Annotated in this window: 9 protein-coding genes; 1 reads left to right on the top strand and 8 read right to left on the bottom strand. The window is 70.4% G+C overall.

Annotated elements, in window-relative coordinates; genetic code table 11:
* Positions 1 to 211: 211 nt before the first annotated feature.
* The 8 genes from OIE49_RS26110 to OIE49_RS26075 form a co-directional block, all read right to left on the bottom strand.
* Complete coding sequence (locus tag OIE49_RS26110; protein ID WP_326804379.1) at positions 212 to 589, bottom strand: helix-turn-helix domain-containing protein; 378 nt, start codon at positions 587 to 589, stop codon at positions 212 to 214.
* Between the two features lie 109 nt (positions 590 to 698).
* Complete coding sequence (locus OIE49_RS26105) at positions 699 to 1,244, bottom strand: CinA family protein (protein WP_326804378.1); 546 nt, start codon at positions 1,242 to 1,244, stop codon at positions 699 to 701.
* A complete protein-coding gene (gene pgsA / locus OIE49_RS26100; RefSeq protein ID WP_100570762.1) occupies positions 1,241 to 2,077 on the bottom strand; it encodes a CDP-diacylglycerol--glycerol-3-phosphate 3-phosphatidyltransferase in 837 nt (278 codons plus the stop codon). Before pgsA ends, OIE49_RS26105 begins: the two co-directional genes overlap by 4 nt.
* Positions 2,074 to 3,546, bottom strand: a complete 1,473-nt coding sequence (gene rimO, locus OIE49_RS26095; RefSeq protein WP_326804377.1) for a 30S ribosomal protein S12 methylthiotransferase RimO — start codon at positions 3,544 to 3,546, stop codon at positions 2,074 to 2,076. Before rimO ends, pgsA begins: the two co-directional genes overlap by 4 nt.
* 116 nt (positions 3,547 to 3,662) lie before the next feature.
* Entirely contained in the window at positions 3,663 to 4,505 is an 843-nt protein-coding gene (locus OIE49_RS26090; protein ID WP_100570764.1) for a helix-turn-helix domain-containing protein, read from the bottom strand.
* A 279-nt stretch (positions 4,506 to 4,784) separates the two neighbouring features.
* The gene (locus tag OIE49_RS26085; RefSeq protein ID WP_326804376.1) at positions 4,785 to 7,541 is read right to left on the bottom strand and encodes a DNA translocase FtsK; all 2,757 of its coding nucleotides are present in this window, start codon (positions 7,539 to 7,541) and stop codon (positions 4,785 to 4,787) included.
* A gap of 177 nt (positions 7,542 to 7,718) precedes the next feature.
* Positions 7,719 to 8,399 (bottom strand): response regulator, encoded by a 681-nt coding sequence (locus tag OIE49_RS26080; RefSeq protein ID WP_326804375.1) that lies wholly within the window; start codon positions 8,397 to 8,399, stop codon positions 7,719 to 7,721.
* 292 nt (positions 8,400 to 8,691) lie between these two features.
* Positions 8,692 to 14,199 (bottom strand): HAMP domain-containing protein, encoded by a 5,508-nt coding sequence (locus OIE49_RS26075; protein WP_326804374.1) that lies wholly within the window; start codon positions 14,197 to 14,199, stop codon positions 8,692 to 8,694.
* 488 nt (positions 14,200 to 14,687) lie between these two features.
* On the opposite strand from OIE49_RS26075, the gene OIE49_RS26070 reads away from it, so the two are divergent.
* On the top strand, positions 14,688 to 17,324 hold the full coding sequence (locus OIE49_RS26070; RefSeq protein WP_326804373.1) for a SpoIIE family protein phosphatase: 2,637 nt from the start codon (positions 14,688 to 14,690) through the stop codon (positions 17,322 to 17,324).
* The last annotated feature ends 46 nt before the right edge of the window (positions 17,325 to 17,370 follow it).

Raw genomic sequence — 17,370 nt, 5'->3', positions numbered from 1 at the left:
GCACCCACCATCACCTCCGGCCGACGACGGACCGCCGCACTGGCCTCCACGATGGCGGCCCCGCCCGGCACCGGCAAACGGGCCGCGGCGAAACCCGCCGGTAAACCCCCGGACAAGGTGAAAGCCCCGGCCGGGCCCTCCAGGTTTCCCCGGAGAGGCCCGGCCGGGGCCTCATCCACGTGTGCGTGGGTTCACGCGCGCGTGCGACAGGTCACGCGGCGACCACGTCCACCGCCTCGGCGGCGGGCGCCTTGATGGTCACCCGTTCCGGTGGCACACCGGTCACCGACACGGAACCCAGCATCGGGCGAACCGGCGTGGGCACGGACTCGGTGGCCGCAGCAGACTGGGCCAGTTCGGCAAGGGCGAGTTCGTCGCTCACTTCCCGCATGAGTTCGGACATCCGTACGTCCAGCGCGTCGCAGATGGCGGCGAGCAGCTCGGAGGAAGCCTCCTTCTGCCCCCGCTCCACCTCGGAAAGATAGCCGAGCGAGACTCGGGCGGACGAGGAGACTTCGCGCAGAGTACGGCCCTGGCGCTGGCGCTGCCGACGCAGCACGTCACCCAGCAGGCGACGGAGCAGAATCATCGGTGGCTCCCTCCTCGGACCGCGTAGCCGCATCCTTCACGCCCCACCGTACCGCCTTGCGCCGCGGCCGTGCGGGGAGCGATGTCGTGTTCACTCAGGGCTGTAAACATCAAAACCCCCCGTTCCGTTCCGTATCCTGTGCCCGCTCATTTCCGCTCTGTTCGCCCGCGATCTGCTCCAAAAGCAGTGCGAGTACCCTCCGTACACTCTCCATACGAATGTCCGCCCGGCTACCGTTCAACCGCAGCGCGGCCGTTTTCCCGCCGCGGTCGGCACCGGTTTCCGTCGTGCGGGGCCCGTCGACGGCCACGAAGACCGTGCCGACGGGCTGTCCGTCCTGGGGGTCGGGGCCGGCGACTCCGGTGGTCGCGATGCCCCAGTCGGCTTCCATGACCTTCCGCGCCCCGGCCGCCATCTGGGCCGCGACCTGCGGATCCACCGCTCCCCGCTCGGCCAGCAGGGTGGCGTCGACGTCCAGCAGCCGGTGCTTGAGCTCGGTGGCGTAGGCGGTGACCGAGCCCCGGAACACCTTCGACGCCCCCGGCACCGCGGTGATCTCCGCCGCGACCAGACCACCGGTCAGCGACTCGGCCACGGCGACCGTCTCACCTCTCACCGTGAGCAGCCTCACTACGTCGGCGGCCGGCGAACTCACGCTTGCGACTCCTCCAACGCGGCACGCTGCTCGGCGATTCCCCGACGGCGCAGCACGATGGCCTGTCTCACATAGTCCAGGCCCGTCACCACGGTCAGCACGACCGCCGCGGCCATCACCCAGAACCTCAGCGTGGCCAGCCAGCCCGTCAGCGCCAGTACGTACATCCCGACGGCCACGCCCTGCGTGAGCGTCTTCAGCTTGCCGCCGCGGCTCGCGGGAATCACGCCGTAGCGGATGACCAGGAAGCGCAGGAGCGTGATCCCCAGTTCCCGGCCGAGGATGACCCCGGTCACCCACCAGGGCAGGTCGCCGAGCCCGGAGAGGCAGATGAGCGCCGCCCCCATGATGGCCTTGTCGGCGATGGGGTCGGCGATCTTCCCGAAGTCGGTGACGAGGTTGTACGTCCGCGCCAGGTGGCCGTCGAACAGGTCGGTGATCATGGCGACGGCGAAGGCGGCCCAGGCCAGCGACCGCCACGCGGGGTCGTACCCGCCGTCGGTCAGCATCAGGGCCACGAAGCAGGGCACGAGCAGCAGCCGGAGCATGGTCAGCAGATTGGCGACGTTCCACACGCTCGCCTGGTTCACGGCGGCGGCCGCGATCTTCCCGCCGCGCGGCGACCTGCCCGCGCCCTGCGCCCGCTCGGCCTCGCCCGCCGCTCCGGCCGCGTCCGTCGCACCGGAACCGGCGGCAGCGGCAGGACGGGAAACCTGGGAGGCACGGGAAGCGCCCGTCGCCCCGTCGGCGCCGGCGCGACGCGAGGCCGCCCCCGCGGCCCTGCCCTGCGCGCCGGAGGAGCCGCCCGCAGCGGATGCCGGGACTCCCGTCATCTGCCCACCTCCTCGCTCCACGCGAGCGTGCCCGCCAGCGGCTCGGCCACCAGGTCGACGCCTTCCGTACCGACCACCTTCGCCTCGACCATACGACCGACGTCCAGGCCCTCGCCGCCCACGAGCAGCACCTGGCCGTCCGTCTCCGGCGCCTGGTGCGCCGCACGGCCGCGGACACCGTCCTCGGCGTCCACGGACTCGACCAGCACGTGCACCGTCTGGCCGACGCGCTCCTCGGCCCGCTGGGAGACGAGTTCCTCGGCCAGCCGGGAGACCCGCGCCAGCCGCTCGGCGACGACATCCTCGTCGAGCTTGTCGTCGTACGTCGCCGCCTCGGTACCCTCCTCGTCGGAGTAGCCGAAGACGCCGATGGCGTCCAGCCGGGCGCCGTTCAGGAACCGCTCCAGCTCGGCCAGGTCGGCATCGCTCTCGCCGGGGAAGCCGACGATGAAGTTGGACCGCACACCGGCCTCGGGAGCCTTGGTGCGGATGGTGTCGAGCAGTTCCAGGAAGCGGTCGGTGTCGCCGAAGCGGCGCATGGCGCGCAGCACGCCGGGCGCGGAGTGCTGGAACGACAGGTCGAAGTAGGGGACGACCTTCGGGGTGGAGGTCAGGACGTCGATCAGTCCGGGACGCATCTCGGCCGGCTGGAGGTAGCTCACCCGCACCCGCTCGATACCGTCGACCTCGGCCAGCTCGGGCAGCAGGGACTCAAGGAGGCGGATGTCGCCGAGGTCCTTGCCGTAGGAGGTGTTGTTCTCGGAGACCAGCATGATCTCCTTGACGCCCTGCTCGGCCAGCCACCGCGTCTCGTTCAGCACGTCGCTCGGGCGGCGGGAGATGAACGAGCCGCGGAAGGACGGGATGGCGCAGAAGGAGCAGCGCCGGTCGCAGCCGGAGGCGAGCTTGACCGAGGCGACCGGGGCGCCGTCCAGCCGGCGGCGCAGCGGCGCACGCGGCCCGGAGGCCGGGGCGACACCTTCCGGGAGGTCCGTGGGGCCGTGCCCGGGAATGGCCACCTCGGTGCCGGCGTCCTGACGCTCGGCCGGACTGATCGGCAGCAGCCTGCGGCGGTCGCGCGGGGTGTGCGAGGCGTGGACGCCGCCGCTCAGGATCGTCTGGAGGCGGTCGGAGATGTCGGCGTAGTCGTCGAAGCCGAGCACGCCGTCGGCCTCCGGGAGGGCCTCGGCGAGTTCCTTGCCGTACCGCTCGGCCATGCAGCCGACCGCGACCACCGCCTGCGTTCTGCCGTGGTCCTTGAGGTCGTTGGCCTCCAGGAGGGCGTCGACGGAGTCCTTCTTGGCGGCCTCCACGAAGCCACAGGTGTTGACCACGGCGACGTCCGCTTGCGCGGCGTCCTCCACGAGCTGCCAGCCGTCCGCCTCCAAACGGCCTGCGAGCTCCTCCGAGTCCACCTCGTTGCGGGCGCAGCCGAGAGTGACGAGTGCGACGGTACGGCGTTCAGGCATGGGCTCAAGACTACTTTGTCTCCACGACCGCCCAAGTCGACGGGGTTGGCCGAGCTTGGCCAACCCCGTGCTCGCCTGTCTGTTCGGCCCTTTGTGTACGGACCGCGCGCAGTCGGCTACCCGACCTGCGGGTCGCCCTTGGTGTACGTGAGGCGCTCCACGGCGCCCGGCTGGAACTGGTCCTCGATCTTCTTGCCGTTGACGTACAGCTGGATCGCGCCGGCGTCGCCGAGGATCAGGTTGATCTTGGAGCTGTCCTGGAAGGTCTTGGACTCGCCCTTCTGCAGCAGCCCGTCGAAGAGCATCCGGCCGTTGTGGTCCTTGGCCGAGATCCAGCTGCGCCCGTTGTCGGCACTGACCTGCACGGTCACCTTGTCCTGCGGCGCGGCCGCGATGGCGCTGTCGGACGGCGCGGGCGTCGGGTCGGCGGGCTTGCTGCTCTTGGGCGTGGGCGGGGCCGAGGTGCCGGCCGTGGGCGTGGAGCCCTCGCCGATCTGCCCCTGCGCGCCGGTGTCGTCGCTGCCGCCCTTGACGGCCGTGAAGCCGACGAAGCCGATCACGACGACGATCGCCGCGACCATGGCAGCGGTCCAGTTGGGCCCGCGCCGCTCCGGGCGGATGCGTTCCGCCTCGAACAGGGGGGCGGCCGGGGTCGGGGCGGGGCGGCCGCCGTGCTCGGCGTCGAAGCGCGCGAGCAGCGGGGCCGGGTCGAGACGCACGGCCTTCGCCAGGTTCCGGATGTGGCCGCGGGCGTAGACGTCGCCGCCGCAGGGCGCGAAGTCGTCGGCCTCGATGGCGTGCACGATGGCGAGGCGGACCCGGGTGGCGCTGCTGACGTCGTTGACGGTCAGCCCGGCGGCGATCCGCGCCTCCTTCAGGGCACGGCCGACGGAGGGGCGGGCTTCCTCGGAAACGTCTTCGAAGGGACGCTCGTCTTCAGGGGAGTTGCCGATGGACACGGGGGCGCCTTTCGAGCGTGTAGCCGCCTGTGCTGGAGGTTCAGTCTAGGGAGGTGCCAAAGGGTGAAGCGACCCGGCTGTAGGACTTTGTACGCCATCGGAATGGCCGGACAAACCGATGGTGGGACAGATGTGGCGCCCAGGGTTGGACGCGCACCGGTCCTCTCGCTCAACTTGACGTACGCCCAGGCGAAACGGTTGCCCATCGCTCGCTAACGGGTGGATCACGGTCCACGCGCCCACCCGCAGCCGGCGCGTCCGCCGGACGGCGTCTTCCTGCTACCCCTCAGACTCCCCGCGAATCACGGCGAGCACTCCGTCCAGGTCCTCGGGCTTCACAAGAACGTCACGCGCCTTGGACCCCTCGCTGGGCCCGACGATGTTCCGGGACTCCATGAGGTCCATCAGCCGCCCCGCCTTGGCGAAGCCGACGCGCAGCTTGCGCTGGAGCATGGACGTCGAGCCGAACTGCGTGGAGACGACCAGCTCGGCCGCCTGGCACAGCAGGTCGAGGTCGTCGCCGATGTCCTCGTCGATCTCCTTCTTCTGCTTGGTGCCGACGACGACGTCGTCCCGGAAGTTGGGCGCCATCTGGTCCTTGCAGTGCTGGACGACCTGCTGGACCTCCGCCTCGGTCACGAAGGCGCCCTGAAGACGCGTCGGCTTGCTCGCCCCCATCGGAAGGAACAGCCCGTCGCCCTTGCCGATCAGCTTCTCCGCGCCCGGCTGGTCGAGGATGACGCGCGAGTCGGCGAGCGAGGAGGTGGCGAACGCCAGCCGGGAGGGCACGTTCGCCTTGATCAGACCGGTGACCACGTCGACCGACGGGCGCTGGGTGGCGAGCACCAGGTGGATACCGGCGGCACGCGCGAGCTGGGTGATTCGCACGATGGCGTCCTCGACGTCCCGTGGGGCGACCATCATCAGGTCGGCCAGCTCGTCGACGATGACCAGCAGATAGGGGTAGGGCTGGAGCTCGCGCTCGCTGCCCTCGGGCGGTTTCACCTTGCCCTCGCGCACGGCGCGGTTGAAGTCGTCGATGTGCCGGAACCCGTACGCCGCCAGGTCGTCGTAACGCAGATCCATCTCGCGTACCACCCACTGCAGGGCCTCGGCGGCCCGCTTGGGGTTGGTGATGATCGGCGTGATCAGGTGCGGGATGCCCTCGTACGCGGTCAGCTCGACACGCTTGGGATCGACCAGGATCATCCGGACGTCCTCGGGGGTCGCCCGCATCATGACGGACGTGATCAGGCAGTTGATGCAGGACGACTTGCCGGAGCCGGTGGCGCCGGCGACCAGCATGTGCGGCATCTTCGCCAGCGAGTGCATGACGTAGCCGCCCTCGACGTCCTTGCCGAAGGCGACCAGCATCGGGTCGTCGTCCTCGGCGGACTCCGCGAGCCGCAGCACGTCCCCGAGGTTCACCATCTCCCGGTCGGTGTTGGGAATCTCGATGCCGACCGCGGACTTGCCCGGGATCGGGCTGATGATCCGCACGTCCGGACTGGCCACGGCGTACGCGATGTTCCTGGTCAGCGCGGTGATGCGCTCGACCTTCACGGCGGGCCCGAGTTCGACCTCGTAGCGGGTGACCGTCGGGCCGCGGGTGAACCCGGTGACACTGGCGTCGACCTTGAACTCGGTGAAGACGTTGGTGAGCGAGTCGACGACCGCGTCGTTGGCCGCGCTGCGCGCCTTGCCGGGCCCGCCCCGCTCCAGCAGGTCCAGGGAGGGCAGCGAGTAGGTGATGTCGCCGGAGAGCTGGAGCTGCTCGGCGCGCGCCGGCAGGTCGCGGGGCTGGGCCGGCGGGGCCTTCGTGAGGTCGGGGACCCCGGACTGCTTGTGGCCGGCGGGCCGCTGGGCCGGCGGCTCCTGCGGGGACCGCCCGGTCCGGCCGTCCTGGCCGGGGCGTGCGGCGGGCACGGGCGTCGGGGTGGTGCTCTCCCCGCGGTCGCCCACGCCGACGCCCTGGGTGAGGTCCGCGACGACCGGCGAGGGCGGCATGCCGTGCAGCACCGCGCCGTCGAGCGCGGCGGCGGCTGCTGCGGCGACGTCCACGGCGTCCATCTGCCGTTGCATGTCCGGCTGCGGCACCGCCGAGCGACGGGGACGCGAACGCCGCCTGGACAGGGCCTCCTGCTCGACGGCGTCCGGGTCGTAGTCCTGCTGGGCGGCGTCCGGGCGCTTGCGGGAGCGCGCGGGCAGCACCTCGCGCCACTGCTCCTCGTAGCGCTCGTCGTCGTCGCCGTACTCCTCGGCCTCCTGGTCGTGCACGATGCCCAGCCGCACCCCGAGCAGCCGCAGCCGCTGCGGGATCGCGTTGACCGGGGTCGCGGTGACGACCAGCAGGCCGAACACCGTGAGCAGCAGCAGCAGCGGTACGGCGAGGACCTCGCCCACCGCGTAGGTCAGCGGAGTCGCCGCGCCCCAGCCGATGAGCCCGCCGGCGTCCCTTATCTCCTGCATGCCGTCGCTGCGGGCGGGCGAGCCGCAGGCGATGTGGACCTGTCCCAGCACGCCGATCACCAGGGCGGACAGGCCGATGACGATCCGTCCGTTGGCCTCGGGCTTCTCGGGATGCCGGATGAAGCGAACGGCGATGACCGCGATCAGGATCGGCACCAGCAGGTCCAGCCGGCCGAAGGCGCCGGTCACCAGGATCTCGACCAGGTCCCCGACGGGTCCGCGCAGATCGGCCCAGGTGCCCGCGGCGACGATCAGGGCGACGGCGAGCAGCAGCAGCGCGACGCCGTCCTTGCGGTGCGCGGGGTGGAGGTTCTTGGCGCCCTGTCCCACTCCGCGGAAGACGGCGCCGACGGCGTGCGCGAGCCCGAGCCAGAGGGCGCGCACGACCCGGTACACGCCCCCCGTGGGGCTGGGCGCGGGCCTCGGTGCCGCCTTGCCCGCGGGCTTCTTGGCCGGCGCCTTCCTGGCGGGGGCCTTCTTCGCGGCGGCCTTCTTCGCCGGAGCCGCCCCCGAAGCGGCGGCCTTCTTCGCGGGCTGCTTCTTGGCTGCGGAGGGACGTGAGGCCATGGGTGTGAGGTTACCGGGGGAGACGACAGCGGACACGTGCGCCCGCTGCATCACCCGTTCGTGTCGTGTCCGGAGAGGAGCCAGGCTGACACGCCCTCAGGAGCCGTACATCGCGGGGAGCATGGCCCGATCCCGCCGCTCGCCGAGCGGGCCGGGCCCCGCGCCCCGGATGCCGACTCAGCCCTGCGAAGGCAGCGACGACGGACTGCCCGTGCCCGGCTCCAGCGCGTCCAGGGCGCGTCGCAGGCCCGTCAGTTTGCGCTCCAGATGGGCTGCCGTGGCAACTGCCGCCGCGTCGGCGGACTCGTCGTCCAGCTGCTTGGACAGGGCTTCCGCCTGCTCCTCGACCGCAGCGAGACGGGCGGAGAGTTCCGCGAGCAGACCGGCCGATTCCTTGCCGTCGCCCACCGCTTCTTTGCCGCCGCCCTCCAACTGGAGCCGCAGCAGGGCCGCCTGCTCCTTCAGCTGGCAGTTCTTCATGTACAGGTCCACGAAGACCGAGACCTTCGCGCGCAGCACCCACGGGTCGAACGGCTTGGAGATGTAGTCCACCGCACCCGCCGCATAGCCCCGGAAGGTGTGATGGGGGCCGTGATTGATCGCGGTGAGGAAGATGATCGGGATGTCCCGGGTCCTCTCCCGCCGCTTGATGTGCGCGGCCGTCTCGAAGCCGTCCATGCCCGGCATCTGGACGTCCAGCAGAATGACCGCGAAGTCGTCCGTGAGCAGTGCTTTGAGCGCTTCCTCCCCGGACGATGCCCGCACCAGCGTCTGATCGAGCGCAGAGAGGATGGCCTCCAGCGCCAGCAGATTCTCCGGCCGGTCATCGACCAGGAGGATCTTGGCCTTCTGCACCATGGCCCGCCCTCCTCGCCCCGGCTTGGGGCCGCCCCTGTCCGCAGGAAACGGGGAGGCACCGGCGGGTGCCGCCCCAGGGGACGGCACCCTTGCGCCGCCCGTCCTTGTGCCGGTCATCGTAGCCGCACCCCGCCCGTCGCCACACCCTGTCACCGTGATGTCACTGTGCACCTGGCAGAAACGCCGCGGGAGACCAGAAGGTTCCCCGGATCCCGCACTTCTACACGGCTCCGGGGCCTCCGAGTCGACAACGTACCGCGCCCCGCGAACGTTCCGGTCACCGCCGTCCCCGTCACTCCCCGCTCATCCAGTTCGCCATCACGGTCAGCAGGTGATCGGGGTCGACGGGCTTGGTCACATAGTCGGAGGCGCCCGACTCGATCGCCTTCTCCCGGTCGCCCTTCATGGCCTTCGCGGTCAGCGCGATGATCGGCAGCCCGGCGAACTGCGGCATCCGCCGGATCGCCGTGGTCGTCGCATAGCCGTCCATCTCCGGCATCATGATGTCCATCAGGACGACCGCCACGTCGTCGTGCTGCTCCAGCACCTCGATGCCCTCCCGGCCGTTCTCGGCGTACAGCACGGACAGGCCGTGCTGCTCCAGGACGCTGGTCAGGGCGAAGACGTTGCGGATGTCGTCGTCGACGATGAGCACCTTCTCGCCGCCGAACCGGATGTCCCGGTGCCCCTGCGGGACGGACTCCGGCTCCGCCGGGCCCGTCGACGCCACCACCCACTGCTCCTGGAGCGGCTGCCCGTGCCGCGTCGACCTGTGGTCGGCGGTCGGCAGGGCCCTGCGGCGGCGCCGGAACAGCGCGGCGGGACCGCTCTGCGTCTCCTGGTACGACTTCACCTCGGCCGGCGTCTCGGCCTGGGCGGCCTCCTGCCCGGACGGCTCCGGCTCGGCGGCGGCGACCAGATGGCCGGCGTCCAGCACGGAGCCGGGCTGCTGGTAGCCCTGCGGCGGCAGCTCCCCCGGGTGCAGCGGCAGGTACAGGGTGAACGTCGAACCGCGTCCCGGCTCGCTCTGCGCGTGGATCTCGCCGCCGAGCAGTTGGGCGATCTCCCGCGAGATGGACAACCCGAGACCGGTACCGCCGTACTTGCGACTGGTGGTGCCGTCGGCCTGCTTGAACGCCTCGAAGATCACCCGCATCTTGCTGGCCGCGATGCCGATGCCGGTGTCGGTGACGGAGAAGGCGATCATGGGCGCGTCCGGGTCGGCCAGCGAGCCGGCCTCCAGCAACTGCTCGCGGATCGGCTGCGGAACGTCGTCCCGGGCGGGACGGATGACCAGCTCCACCGACCCGGAGTCGGTGAACTTCACCGCGTTGGACAGCAGGTTGCGCAGCACCTGGAGCAACCGCTGCTCGTCGGTGTGCAGGGTCGCGGGCAGCTCCGGCGACACCCGTACGGACAGGTCGAGGCCCTTCTCCGCGGTCAGCGGCCGGAAGGTGGCCTCCACGTAGTCGATGAGCTGGACGAGCGCGATACGCGTCGGGGAGACGTCCATCTTGCCCGCCTCGACCTTCGACAGGTCCAGGATGTCGTTGATCAGCTGGAGCAGGTCGGAGCCCGCGCCGTGGATCGTCTCGGCGAACTCGACCTGCTTCGGGGACAGATTGCCCTCGGCGTTGTCGGCGAGCAGTTTGGCCAGAATCAGCAGGGAGTTGAGCGGCGTACGCAGCTCGTGCGACATGTTGGCCAGGAACTCGCTGCGGTAGCGCATGGAGACCGCGAGCTGCTCGGCACGCTCCTCGAGGACCTGCCGGGCCTCCTCGATCTCGGAGTTCTTCGCCTCGATGTCGCGGTTCTGCTGGGCCAGCAGCTCGGCCTTCTCCTCCAGTTCGGCGTTGGACGCCTGAAGCGCCTTTTGCCGCTGCTCCAACTCCTCCGACCTCAACCGCAGTTGCTCGGTCAGCTCCTGGGACTGCTTCAGCAGCAGCTCGGTCTTGGTGTTGACGGAGATGGTGTTGACGCTGGTGGCGATCATCTCCGCGATCTGGTTCAGGAAGTCCTTCTGGATGTGCGTGAACGGCGTGAACGAGGCCAGCTCGATGACACCGAGCACCGTCCCCTCGAACAGCACCGGCAGCACGATCACCTGCGCGGGCGGAGCCTCGCCGAGCCCGGAGGAGATCTTCAGATAGCCGCTGGGCGCGTTGTCGACGAGGATGGTGCGCCTCTCCTGCGCGGCGGTCCCGATCAGCGCCTCGCCCGGCCGGAACGACGTCGGCATGGAACCCAGCGAGTAGCCGTACGAACCCAGCATCCGCAGCTCGTAGGAGTCGTCGCCCTCGCTCCCGGGGTCAGTTTCGTCGGCGAGGGGCATGGCGACGAAGAAGGCACCGTGCTGCGCCGAGACCACCGGCGTCAGCTCGCTCATGATCAGCGAGGCCACGTCCTGGAGGTCGCGACGGCCCTGCATCAGCGCCGAGATACGGGCGAGATTGCCCTTGAGCCAGTCCTGCTCCTTGTTGGCGATCGTGGTGTCGCGCAGGTTGGCGATCATCTTGTTGATGTAGTCCTGGAGTTCCTGGATCTCGCCGGAGGCGTCGACGTCGATCTTCAGGTTCAGGTCGCCGCGGGTGACCGCGGTCGCCACGCGCGCGATGGCGCGCACCTGCCGGGTGAGGTTCCCGGCCATCTCGTTCACGGACTCGGTCAGGTCCCGCCAGGTGCCGTCGACGTCGCGCACGCGTGCCTGGCCGCCGAGCTGGCCCTCGGTGCCCACCTCGCGGGCGACCCTGGTGACCTCCTCGGCGAAGGACGACAGCTGGTCGACCATCGTGTTGATGGTCGTCTTCAGCTCCAGGATCTCCCCGCGCGCGTCGATGTCGATCTTCTTGGTCAGATCGCCCTTGGCGATGGCGGTGGTGACCATGGCGATGTTGCGCACCTGACCGGTCAGGTTGGACGCCATCTGGTTCACGGACTCGGTGAGGTCCTTCCAGGTGCCGGCCACCCCGGGGACGTACGCCTGACCGCCGAGGATGCCGTCCGTGCCCACTTCGCGGGCCACCTTGGTGACCTGGTCGGCGAACGAACTCAGCGTCTTCACCATGGTGTTGAACGTGTCCGCGAGCTGCGCGACCTCACCGCGCGCCTCGATGGTCACCGTCCGCGTCAGATCGCCGTTGGCGACCGCGGCCGCGACCTGGGAGATGTTGCGCACCTGCACGGTCAGGTTGTTGGCCATCAGGTTGACGTTGTCGTTGAGGTCCTTCCAGATGCCCACGACACCCGGCACATGCGCCTGGCCGCCGAGGATGCCCTCCGTGCCCACCTCACGGGCCACCCGCGTGACCTGCTCGGCGAACGACGACAGCTGGTCGACCATCGTGTTGACGGTGGTGACCAGCTCGAGGATCTCGCCCTTCGCGTCTACGGTGATCTTCTTCGACAGGTCGCCCTTGGCGACCGCGGTCGTGACCTCGGCGATGTTGCGCACCTGAATGGTCAGGTTGTTCGCCATGAAGTTCACGGACTGGGTGAGGTCCTTCCAGGTGCCGGAGACGCCCTGGACCTCGGCCTGACCGCCGAGGATGCCCTCCGTGCCCACCTCACGGGCCACCCGCGTGACCTCCTGGGCGAATGAGGAGAGCTGGTCCACCATCGTGTTCAGGGTGTTCTTCAGCTCCAGGATCTCCCCGCGCGCGTCCACGGTGATCTTCTGCGAGAGATCACCGCGGGCCACCGCGGTCGCGACCTGGGCGATGTTGCGCACCTGGGCGGTGAGGTTGCCGGCCATGCCGTTCACGGAGTCCGTGAGGTCCCGCCACACACCGGCGACGCCGGGCACCTGCGCCTGCCCGCCCAGCCGGCCCTCCGTGCCCACCTCGCGGGCCACCCGGGTCACCTGGTCCGCGAAGGCGGAGAGCTGGTCCACCATCGTGTTGATGGTGTTCTTCAGCTCCAGGATCTCCCCGCGCGCGTCGACGTCGATCTTCTGCGAGAGATCGCCGCGCGCCACGGCCGTCGTCACCTGGGCGATCTGCCGCACCTGGGAGGTGAGGTTGCCGGCCATGAAGTTGACGGAGTCGGTGAGCTCCTTCCAGGTGCCGGACACCCCGTCCACGCGGGCCTGCCCGCCCAGCCGGCCCTCCGTGCCCACGTCCCGGGCCATCCGGGTCACCTGGTCCGCGAACGACGACAGCTGGTCCACCATCGTGTTCACGGTGTTCTTCAGCTGGAGCATCTCGCCGGAGACGTCCACGGTGACCTTCTGCGACAGATCACCGTTGGCCACGGCCGTCGTCACCTGGGCGATGTTCCTCACCTGCCCGGTGAGGTTGCGGAACGCGGTGTTGACGGAGTCGGTGAGGTCCTTCCAGGTCCCCGCCGCGCCCGCCACCTGCGCCTGGCCGCCCAGCTCGCCCTCGACCCCGATCTCCCGCGCCACCCGCGTGACCTCGGCACCGAAGGACGACAGCTGGTCCACCATGCCGTTGACGGTGTTCTTCAGCTCCAGCATCTCGCCGGCCACGTCGACGGTGACCTTCTGCGACAGATCACCGCTCGCCACGGCCGTCGTCACCGTGGCGATGTCCCTCACCTGCGTGGTGAGGTTCCGGAACACCGTGTTGACGGAGTCGGTGAGGTCCTTCCAGGTGCCGGCCACCCCCGGCACGTTCGCCTGACCGCCCAGGCGGCCCTCGGCGCCGACCTCGTTGGCCACCCGCGTGACCTCGTCCGCGAAGATCCGCAGCGTCTCGGTCATCTGGTTGATCGTGTCCGCGAGCTGCGCGACCTCGCCACGCGCCGGAACAGTCACCTTCTGCGACAGATCGCCGTTGGCCACGGCTGTGGTGACCTGGGCGATCCCGCGCACCTGCGCCGTCAGATTGCCGGCCATCAGGTTCACCGAGTCGGTGAGCTCCTTCCACGTGCCGTCGACCCCCGGCACATGCGCCTGACCACCGAGGATGCCGTCCGTGCCCACCTCACGGGCCACCCGCGTCACCTCGGAGGAGAACGCGGAGAGCTGGTCCACCATCGTGTTGACGGTGTTCTTCAGCTCCAGCATCTCGCCGGCGACATGGACGGTCACCTTCCGCGACAGATCGCCCTTGGCCACCGCCGTGGTGACCAGCGCGATGTCCCGCACCTGCGCCGTCAGCCGGGACGCCATGGTGTTGACGGAGTCCGTCAGGTCCTTCCACGACCCGGACAGACCGCGCACCCTGGCCTGACCGCCCAGCTTGCCCTCCGTGCCCACCTCGCTGGCCACCCGCGTGACCTCGTCGGTGAACGTCGACAACTGGTCGACCAGGTTGTTGACGGTCCGCCCGACCTTCAGGAACTCACCGCGCAGCGGATGCCCGGCACCCTCCGGCGCCTGCGAGCGCAGCTCCATGCGCGGCGACAGATCTCCCTCGGCGACCGCGGTGAGGACCCGGCCGACCTCCGAGACGGGCCGGACGAGATCGTCGACGAGCGCGTTGGAATGGTCGATGGCCGTCGCCCAGGAGCCTTCGCAGGCGCCCGTCTCCAGCCGCTCGGTGAGCTTTCCCTCACGCCCCACCATGCGCCGCACCCGCGACAACTCGCCCGTCAGATGCAGATTGCGTTCGGCGACCTCGTTGAAGACGGCGGCGATCTCCGACATCACGCCGTCCCCGGACACCGTGAGCCGCCTGCGGAAATTGCCGTCGCGCATCGACACCAGAGCGGCCAGCAGTCGGTTCAGGGAAGCCGTGTCCACCTCGGTGGTCCCGTTGTGCGCCGTGCGCCGGTTCTTCGGGGACTGTCCGCCTTTCGCGCGCGGCTTCGTGTCCCGCGTCGCTGCGCCAGACTCCACTGTGTCCCTCCCGCAGGGGTCGACCGTTACCGCTGTGCTGCGGTACGCCGGCTCGGCGTACCGGTTACTACTGCGTATTCGTGTCCGATGTAATCAGCCCGCAGGGAGAGCCGCCGCTCTGGGTGCAGAGAGCACACTCCGCCCGCCCGGACCTTCACCAGAAGCCTGCCCAGTGTTTCACCATGCCGCACCGGGTGCGTCGGCCCATGACCGTAACTCAGGACGGACATCCCGCGTTGTGCAGCCGGGCAGGGCTTGTCCTTTGCCGGGCTCCGGTCCAGCGAGAAGCGGGTCTTCGGGCCAAGCGGAGTCACAACAGTTCGGCAGCTTCGTCGAAGCTCATGGGCCGACCTGTGACGCGAGATGCGTCACCTCGGTGTTCAGGGATGTCCCTCGTGGGGATACCCCTGAACACCGAGCCAACGACCCTACTACCCTGTAACGGTCGAACAGGGGAATCGGGCCTGGGAGGCAGGGGACGCCGACACATGGGGAGTTCTGTGATCACCGCGCGCGCGGCCGCCAGTTTCGATCCTCTGGGCCGATCGGTCGCGACCGCCCGGTCCTTCGTCCGCGACACCCTTCAGGGGTGGGGCTTCGGCGACATCGTCGACGACGCGGTGGTCCTCACGAGCGAACTGGTCACCAACGCCGTCGTCCACGCGGGAACAGCGGCCGACGTGCTGTGCCTGCGCAGCGACGACGGAGCGCGCATCGAGGTGTCCGACCGCTACCCCGAGCGCGAGGTCCCGGTGCAGAGCTCGGCGGTCAACATGGGCAGCCCCGACCGCGAGGGCGGCCGCGGCCTGCAACTGTGCGCGGCCCTGGCCGGCCGCTGGGGCGTGGAGTACACGCCGACGCACAAGAAGGTCTGGTTCCAACTCGACATGCCCGAGCGCCCGGTCGGCACCCGCGCCGCCGGCCCCTGCCTGCCCGCGGACCTCCTCCCGCTCGCCGACGGCCGGGTCCGTGTGGCCGTCGTCCAGATCGAACGCGGCGGCTCCGTCACCGCCTGGAACGAGGACGCCGAGGAACTGTTCGGCTACGCCGCCAAGCAGGTCGTCGGCAAGCCGCTCACCGACCTCGCCGCCTGGCCCCACACCCCCGGCACCAGCACCGGCGTCGCCGAGGCGCTCCAACTCTCCCGCTGGGAAGGCAGCTACGGCATCCGCGGCGCCCACGGCCGCGTCATCCCCGTCTACGCCTCCCACCTCCGCGTCCGCGACACCGACGGCGAGCCCTCCACGGTCTGCCTCCTCGTGCGCGACCACGAACGGGCCGTGCTCCAGACCCCGTTGCGCCTCCCGGCGACCTCCGACACGGGCAGCGCCCCCGAGGGCCCCGGCACCGACCCCTTCGAGGTCTTCATCGGCTCCCCCGCCCCCGACGACCTCGACGGCCTGCTGCAGCGCACCGTGGAACGCGCCCGCGACATGCTCGACGGCGACGCCGCCTTCCTCCTGCTGGCCACCGACGACGAAACGGAGCTGGAGGTCCGCGCCTCCACCGGCCTGCCCTCCGCGCGTCAGCGCTTCGCCCGCGTCCCCGTCGAGGCGGGCCCCGGCCGCTACGGCTCCGCCCGGATGCCCGCCGTCCACGACGACCTCGCCGCCGTCCCGGGCGCCGTACCCCTCCTCAACAGCACCGGCATGCGCTCGGTCGTCACCGTCCCGCTGAAGGTCGAGGGCCGCCTCACCGGCTCCCTCGGCGTCGCCGCGGAGGCACCCGGGCGGTACTCCAACGAGGAGGCGCTGCGCCTGCAGTTCGCCGCCGACCGCATCGCCCTGGCCGTCGAGTCGGCCCGCCTCGGCGAGCTGGAGCGGCTGCGCCGCGGCTCCCTCAGCTTCCTCGTCGAGGCCTCCGACCTGCTGGCCGGCACCCTGGACCGCGACCAGACCCTCGCCCTGATGGCCCAGATGACGGTCCCGACCCTGGCCACCTGGTGCGCCGTCTACACGATCGCCGACCCGGCCTCCGATCCCTACCTGTCCTACGTCCTGCACGAGGACGAGGAGCTGATCGACGGCATCAAGTCCCTGCTGTCCAGGATCGCCCCACCGGACCCGGTGCCCACCCCCGGAGCACGCGTGTGGTCCGCCCCCGGCGAGGCCGCCCACCAGGCGGCCCTGCGCAGCTCCATGCGCAGCCTCGCCCTGGGCGACTCGCACCACCGGATCGGTACAACCATCGGACCGACCCTCGCCACGGCCTCCGCGGTCGGCGGCGAGACGGTCGTCCTGCCGCTGGTCGCCCGCAACCGCGTCATCGGCATGCTCACCCTCGGCAAGCCCGCCGACGAGCACTTCCGCCAGGAGATCCTGGAACTGGCCGAGGACCTCAGCCGCAGGGCCGCCCTCGCCCTGGACAACGCCCGCCTGTACTCGGAGCGCACGGCCATCAGCCAGTCCCTCCAGCGCAGCCTCCTGCCGCCGGGGCTCCCCGACGTCGAGGGCGTGGAGGTCGACGTCATCTACCGCGCGGCCGGCGAGGGCAACGAGGTCGGCGGCGACTTCTACGACCTCTTCCCCATCCGTGACGGCGCCTACGGCTTCGCCATCGGCGACGTCTGCGGTACGGGCCCGGAGGCGGCCGCGGTGACCGGCCTGGCCCGGCACGCGCTCAGGTTGCTGGCCCGCGAGGGCTTCGGCGGCCCGGCAGTACTGGAGCGCCTGAACTCCGCGATCCTCGACGAGGGCGCCCGCAGCCGCTTCCTCACGCTCCTGTACGGCGAGCTGTGGCCGCAGGAGGACGGCAGTGCCCGGCTGAAGGTGGTCTGCGCCGGCCATCCGCTGCCGCTGCGCCTGCGCCAGGACGGCACGGTGGAGCCGGCCGCCGACCCGCAGCCGCTGCTCGGCGTCATGGAGGACCTGGAACTGTACGAGCAGACGATCACGCTGGACCCGGGCGACGTGCTGCTGTGCGTCACGGACGGCGTCACCGAGCGCCGTGAGGGCTCCCGGATGCTGGGCGACGACGGTCTCGCGGACGTTCTCACCACCTGTACGGGCCTGACGGCCGGTGCGGTGGCGGCCCGCATCCTGCGCGCCGTGGAGCGCTTCGCCTCGGACGCCCCGTCCGACGACATGGCGATCCTGGCGATGCGGGTGCCGGGCCCCCCGCAGTAGAGAGCCGCAGGGCATGGAAAAGGCCCTCACCCGAAGGGTGAGGGCC

The sequence above is a fragment of the Streptomyces sp. NBC_01788 genome (assembly GCF_035917575.1).
GTDB lineage: Bacteria > Actinomycetota > Actinomycetes > Streptomycetales > Streptomycetaceae > Streptomyces.
This window is presented reverse-complemented; position numbering and strand designations above follow the sequence as displayed.

Bases quoted from the DNA above. Each gene is read 5' to 3' on its own strand.
- OIE49_RS26070 (WP_326804373.1), top strand. From the start codon at position 14,688: ATGGGGAGTTCTGTGATCACCGCGCGCGCGGCCGCCAGTTTCGATCCT.
- rimO (WP_326804377.1), bottom strand. From the start codon at position 3,546: ATGCCTGAACGCCGTACCGTCGCACTCGTCACTCTCGGCTGCGCCCGC.
- OIE49_RS26080 (WP_326804375.1), bottom strand. From the start codon at position 8,399: ATGGTGCAGAAGGCCAAGATCCTCCTGGTCGATGACCGGCCGGAGAAT.
- OIE49_RS26085 (WP_326804376.1), bottom strand. From the start codon at position 7,541: ATGGCCTCACGTCCCTCCGCAGCCAAGAAGCAGCCCGCGAAGAAGGCC.
- OIE49_RS26110 (WP_326804379.1), bottom strand. From the start codon at position 589: ATGATTCTGCTCCGTCGCCTGCTGGGTGACGTGCTGCGTCGGCAGCGC.
- pgsA (WP_100570762.1), bottom strand. From the start codon at position 2,077: ATGACGGGAGTCCCGGCATCCGCTGCGGGCGGCTCCTCCGGCGCGCAG.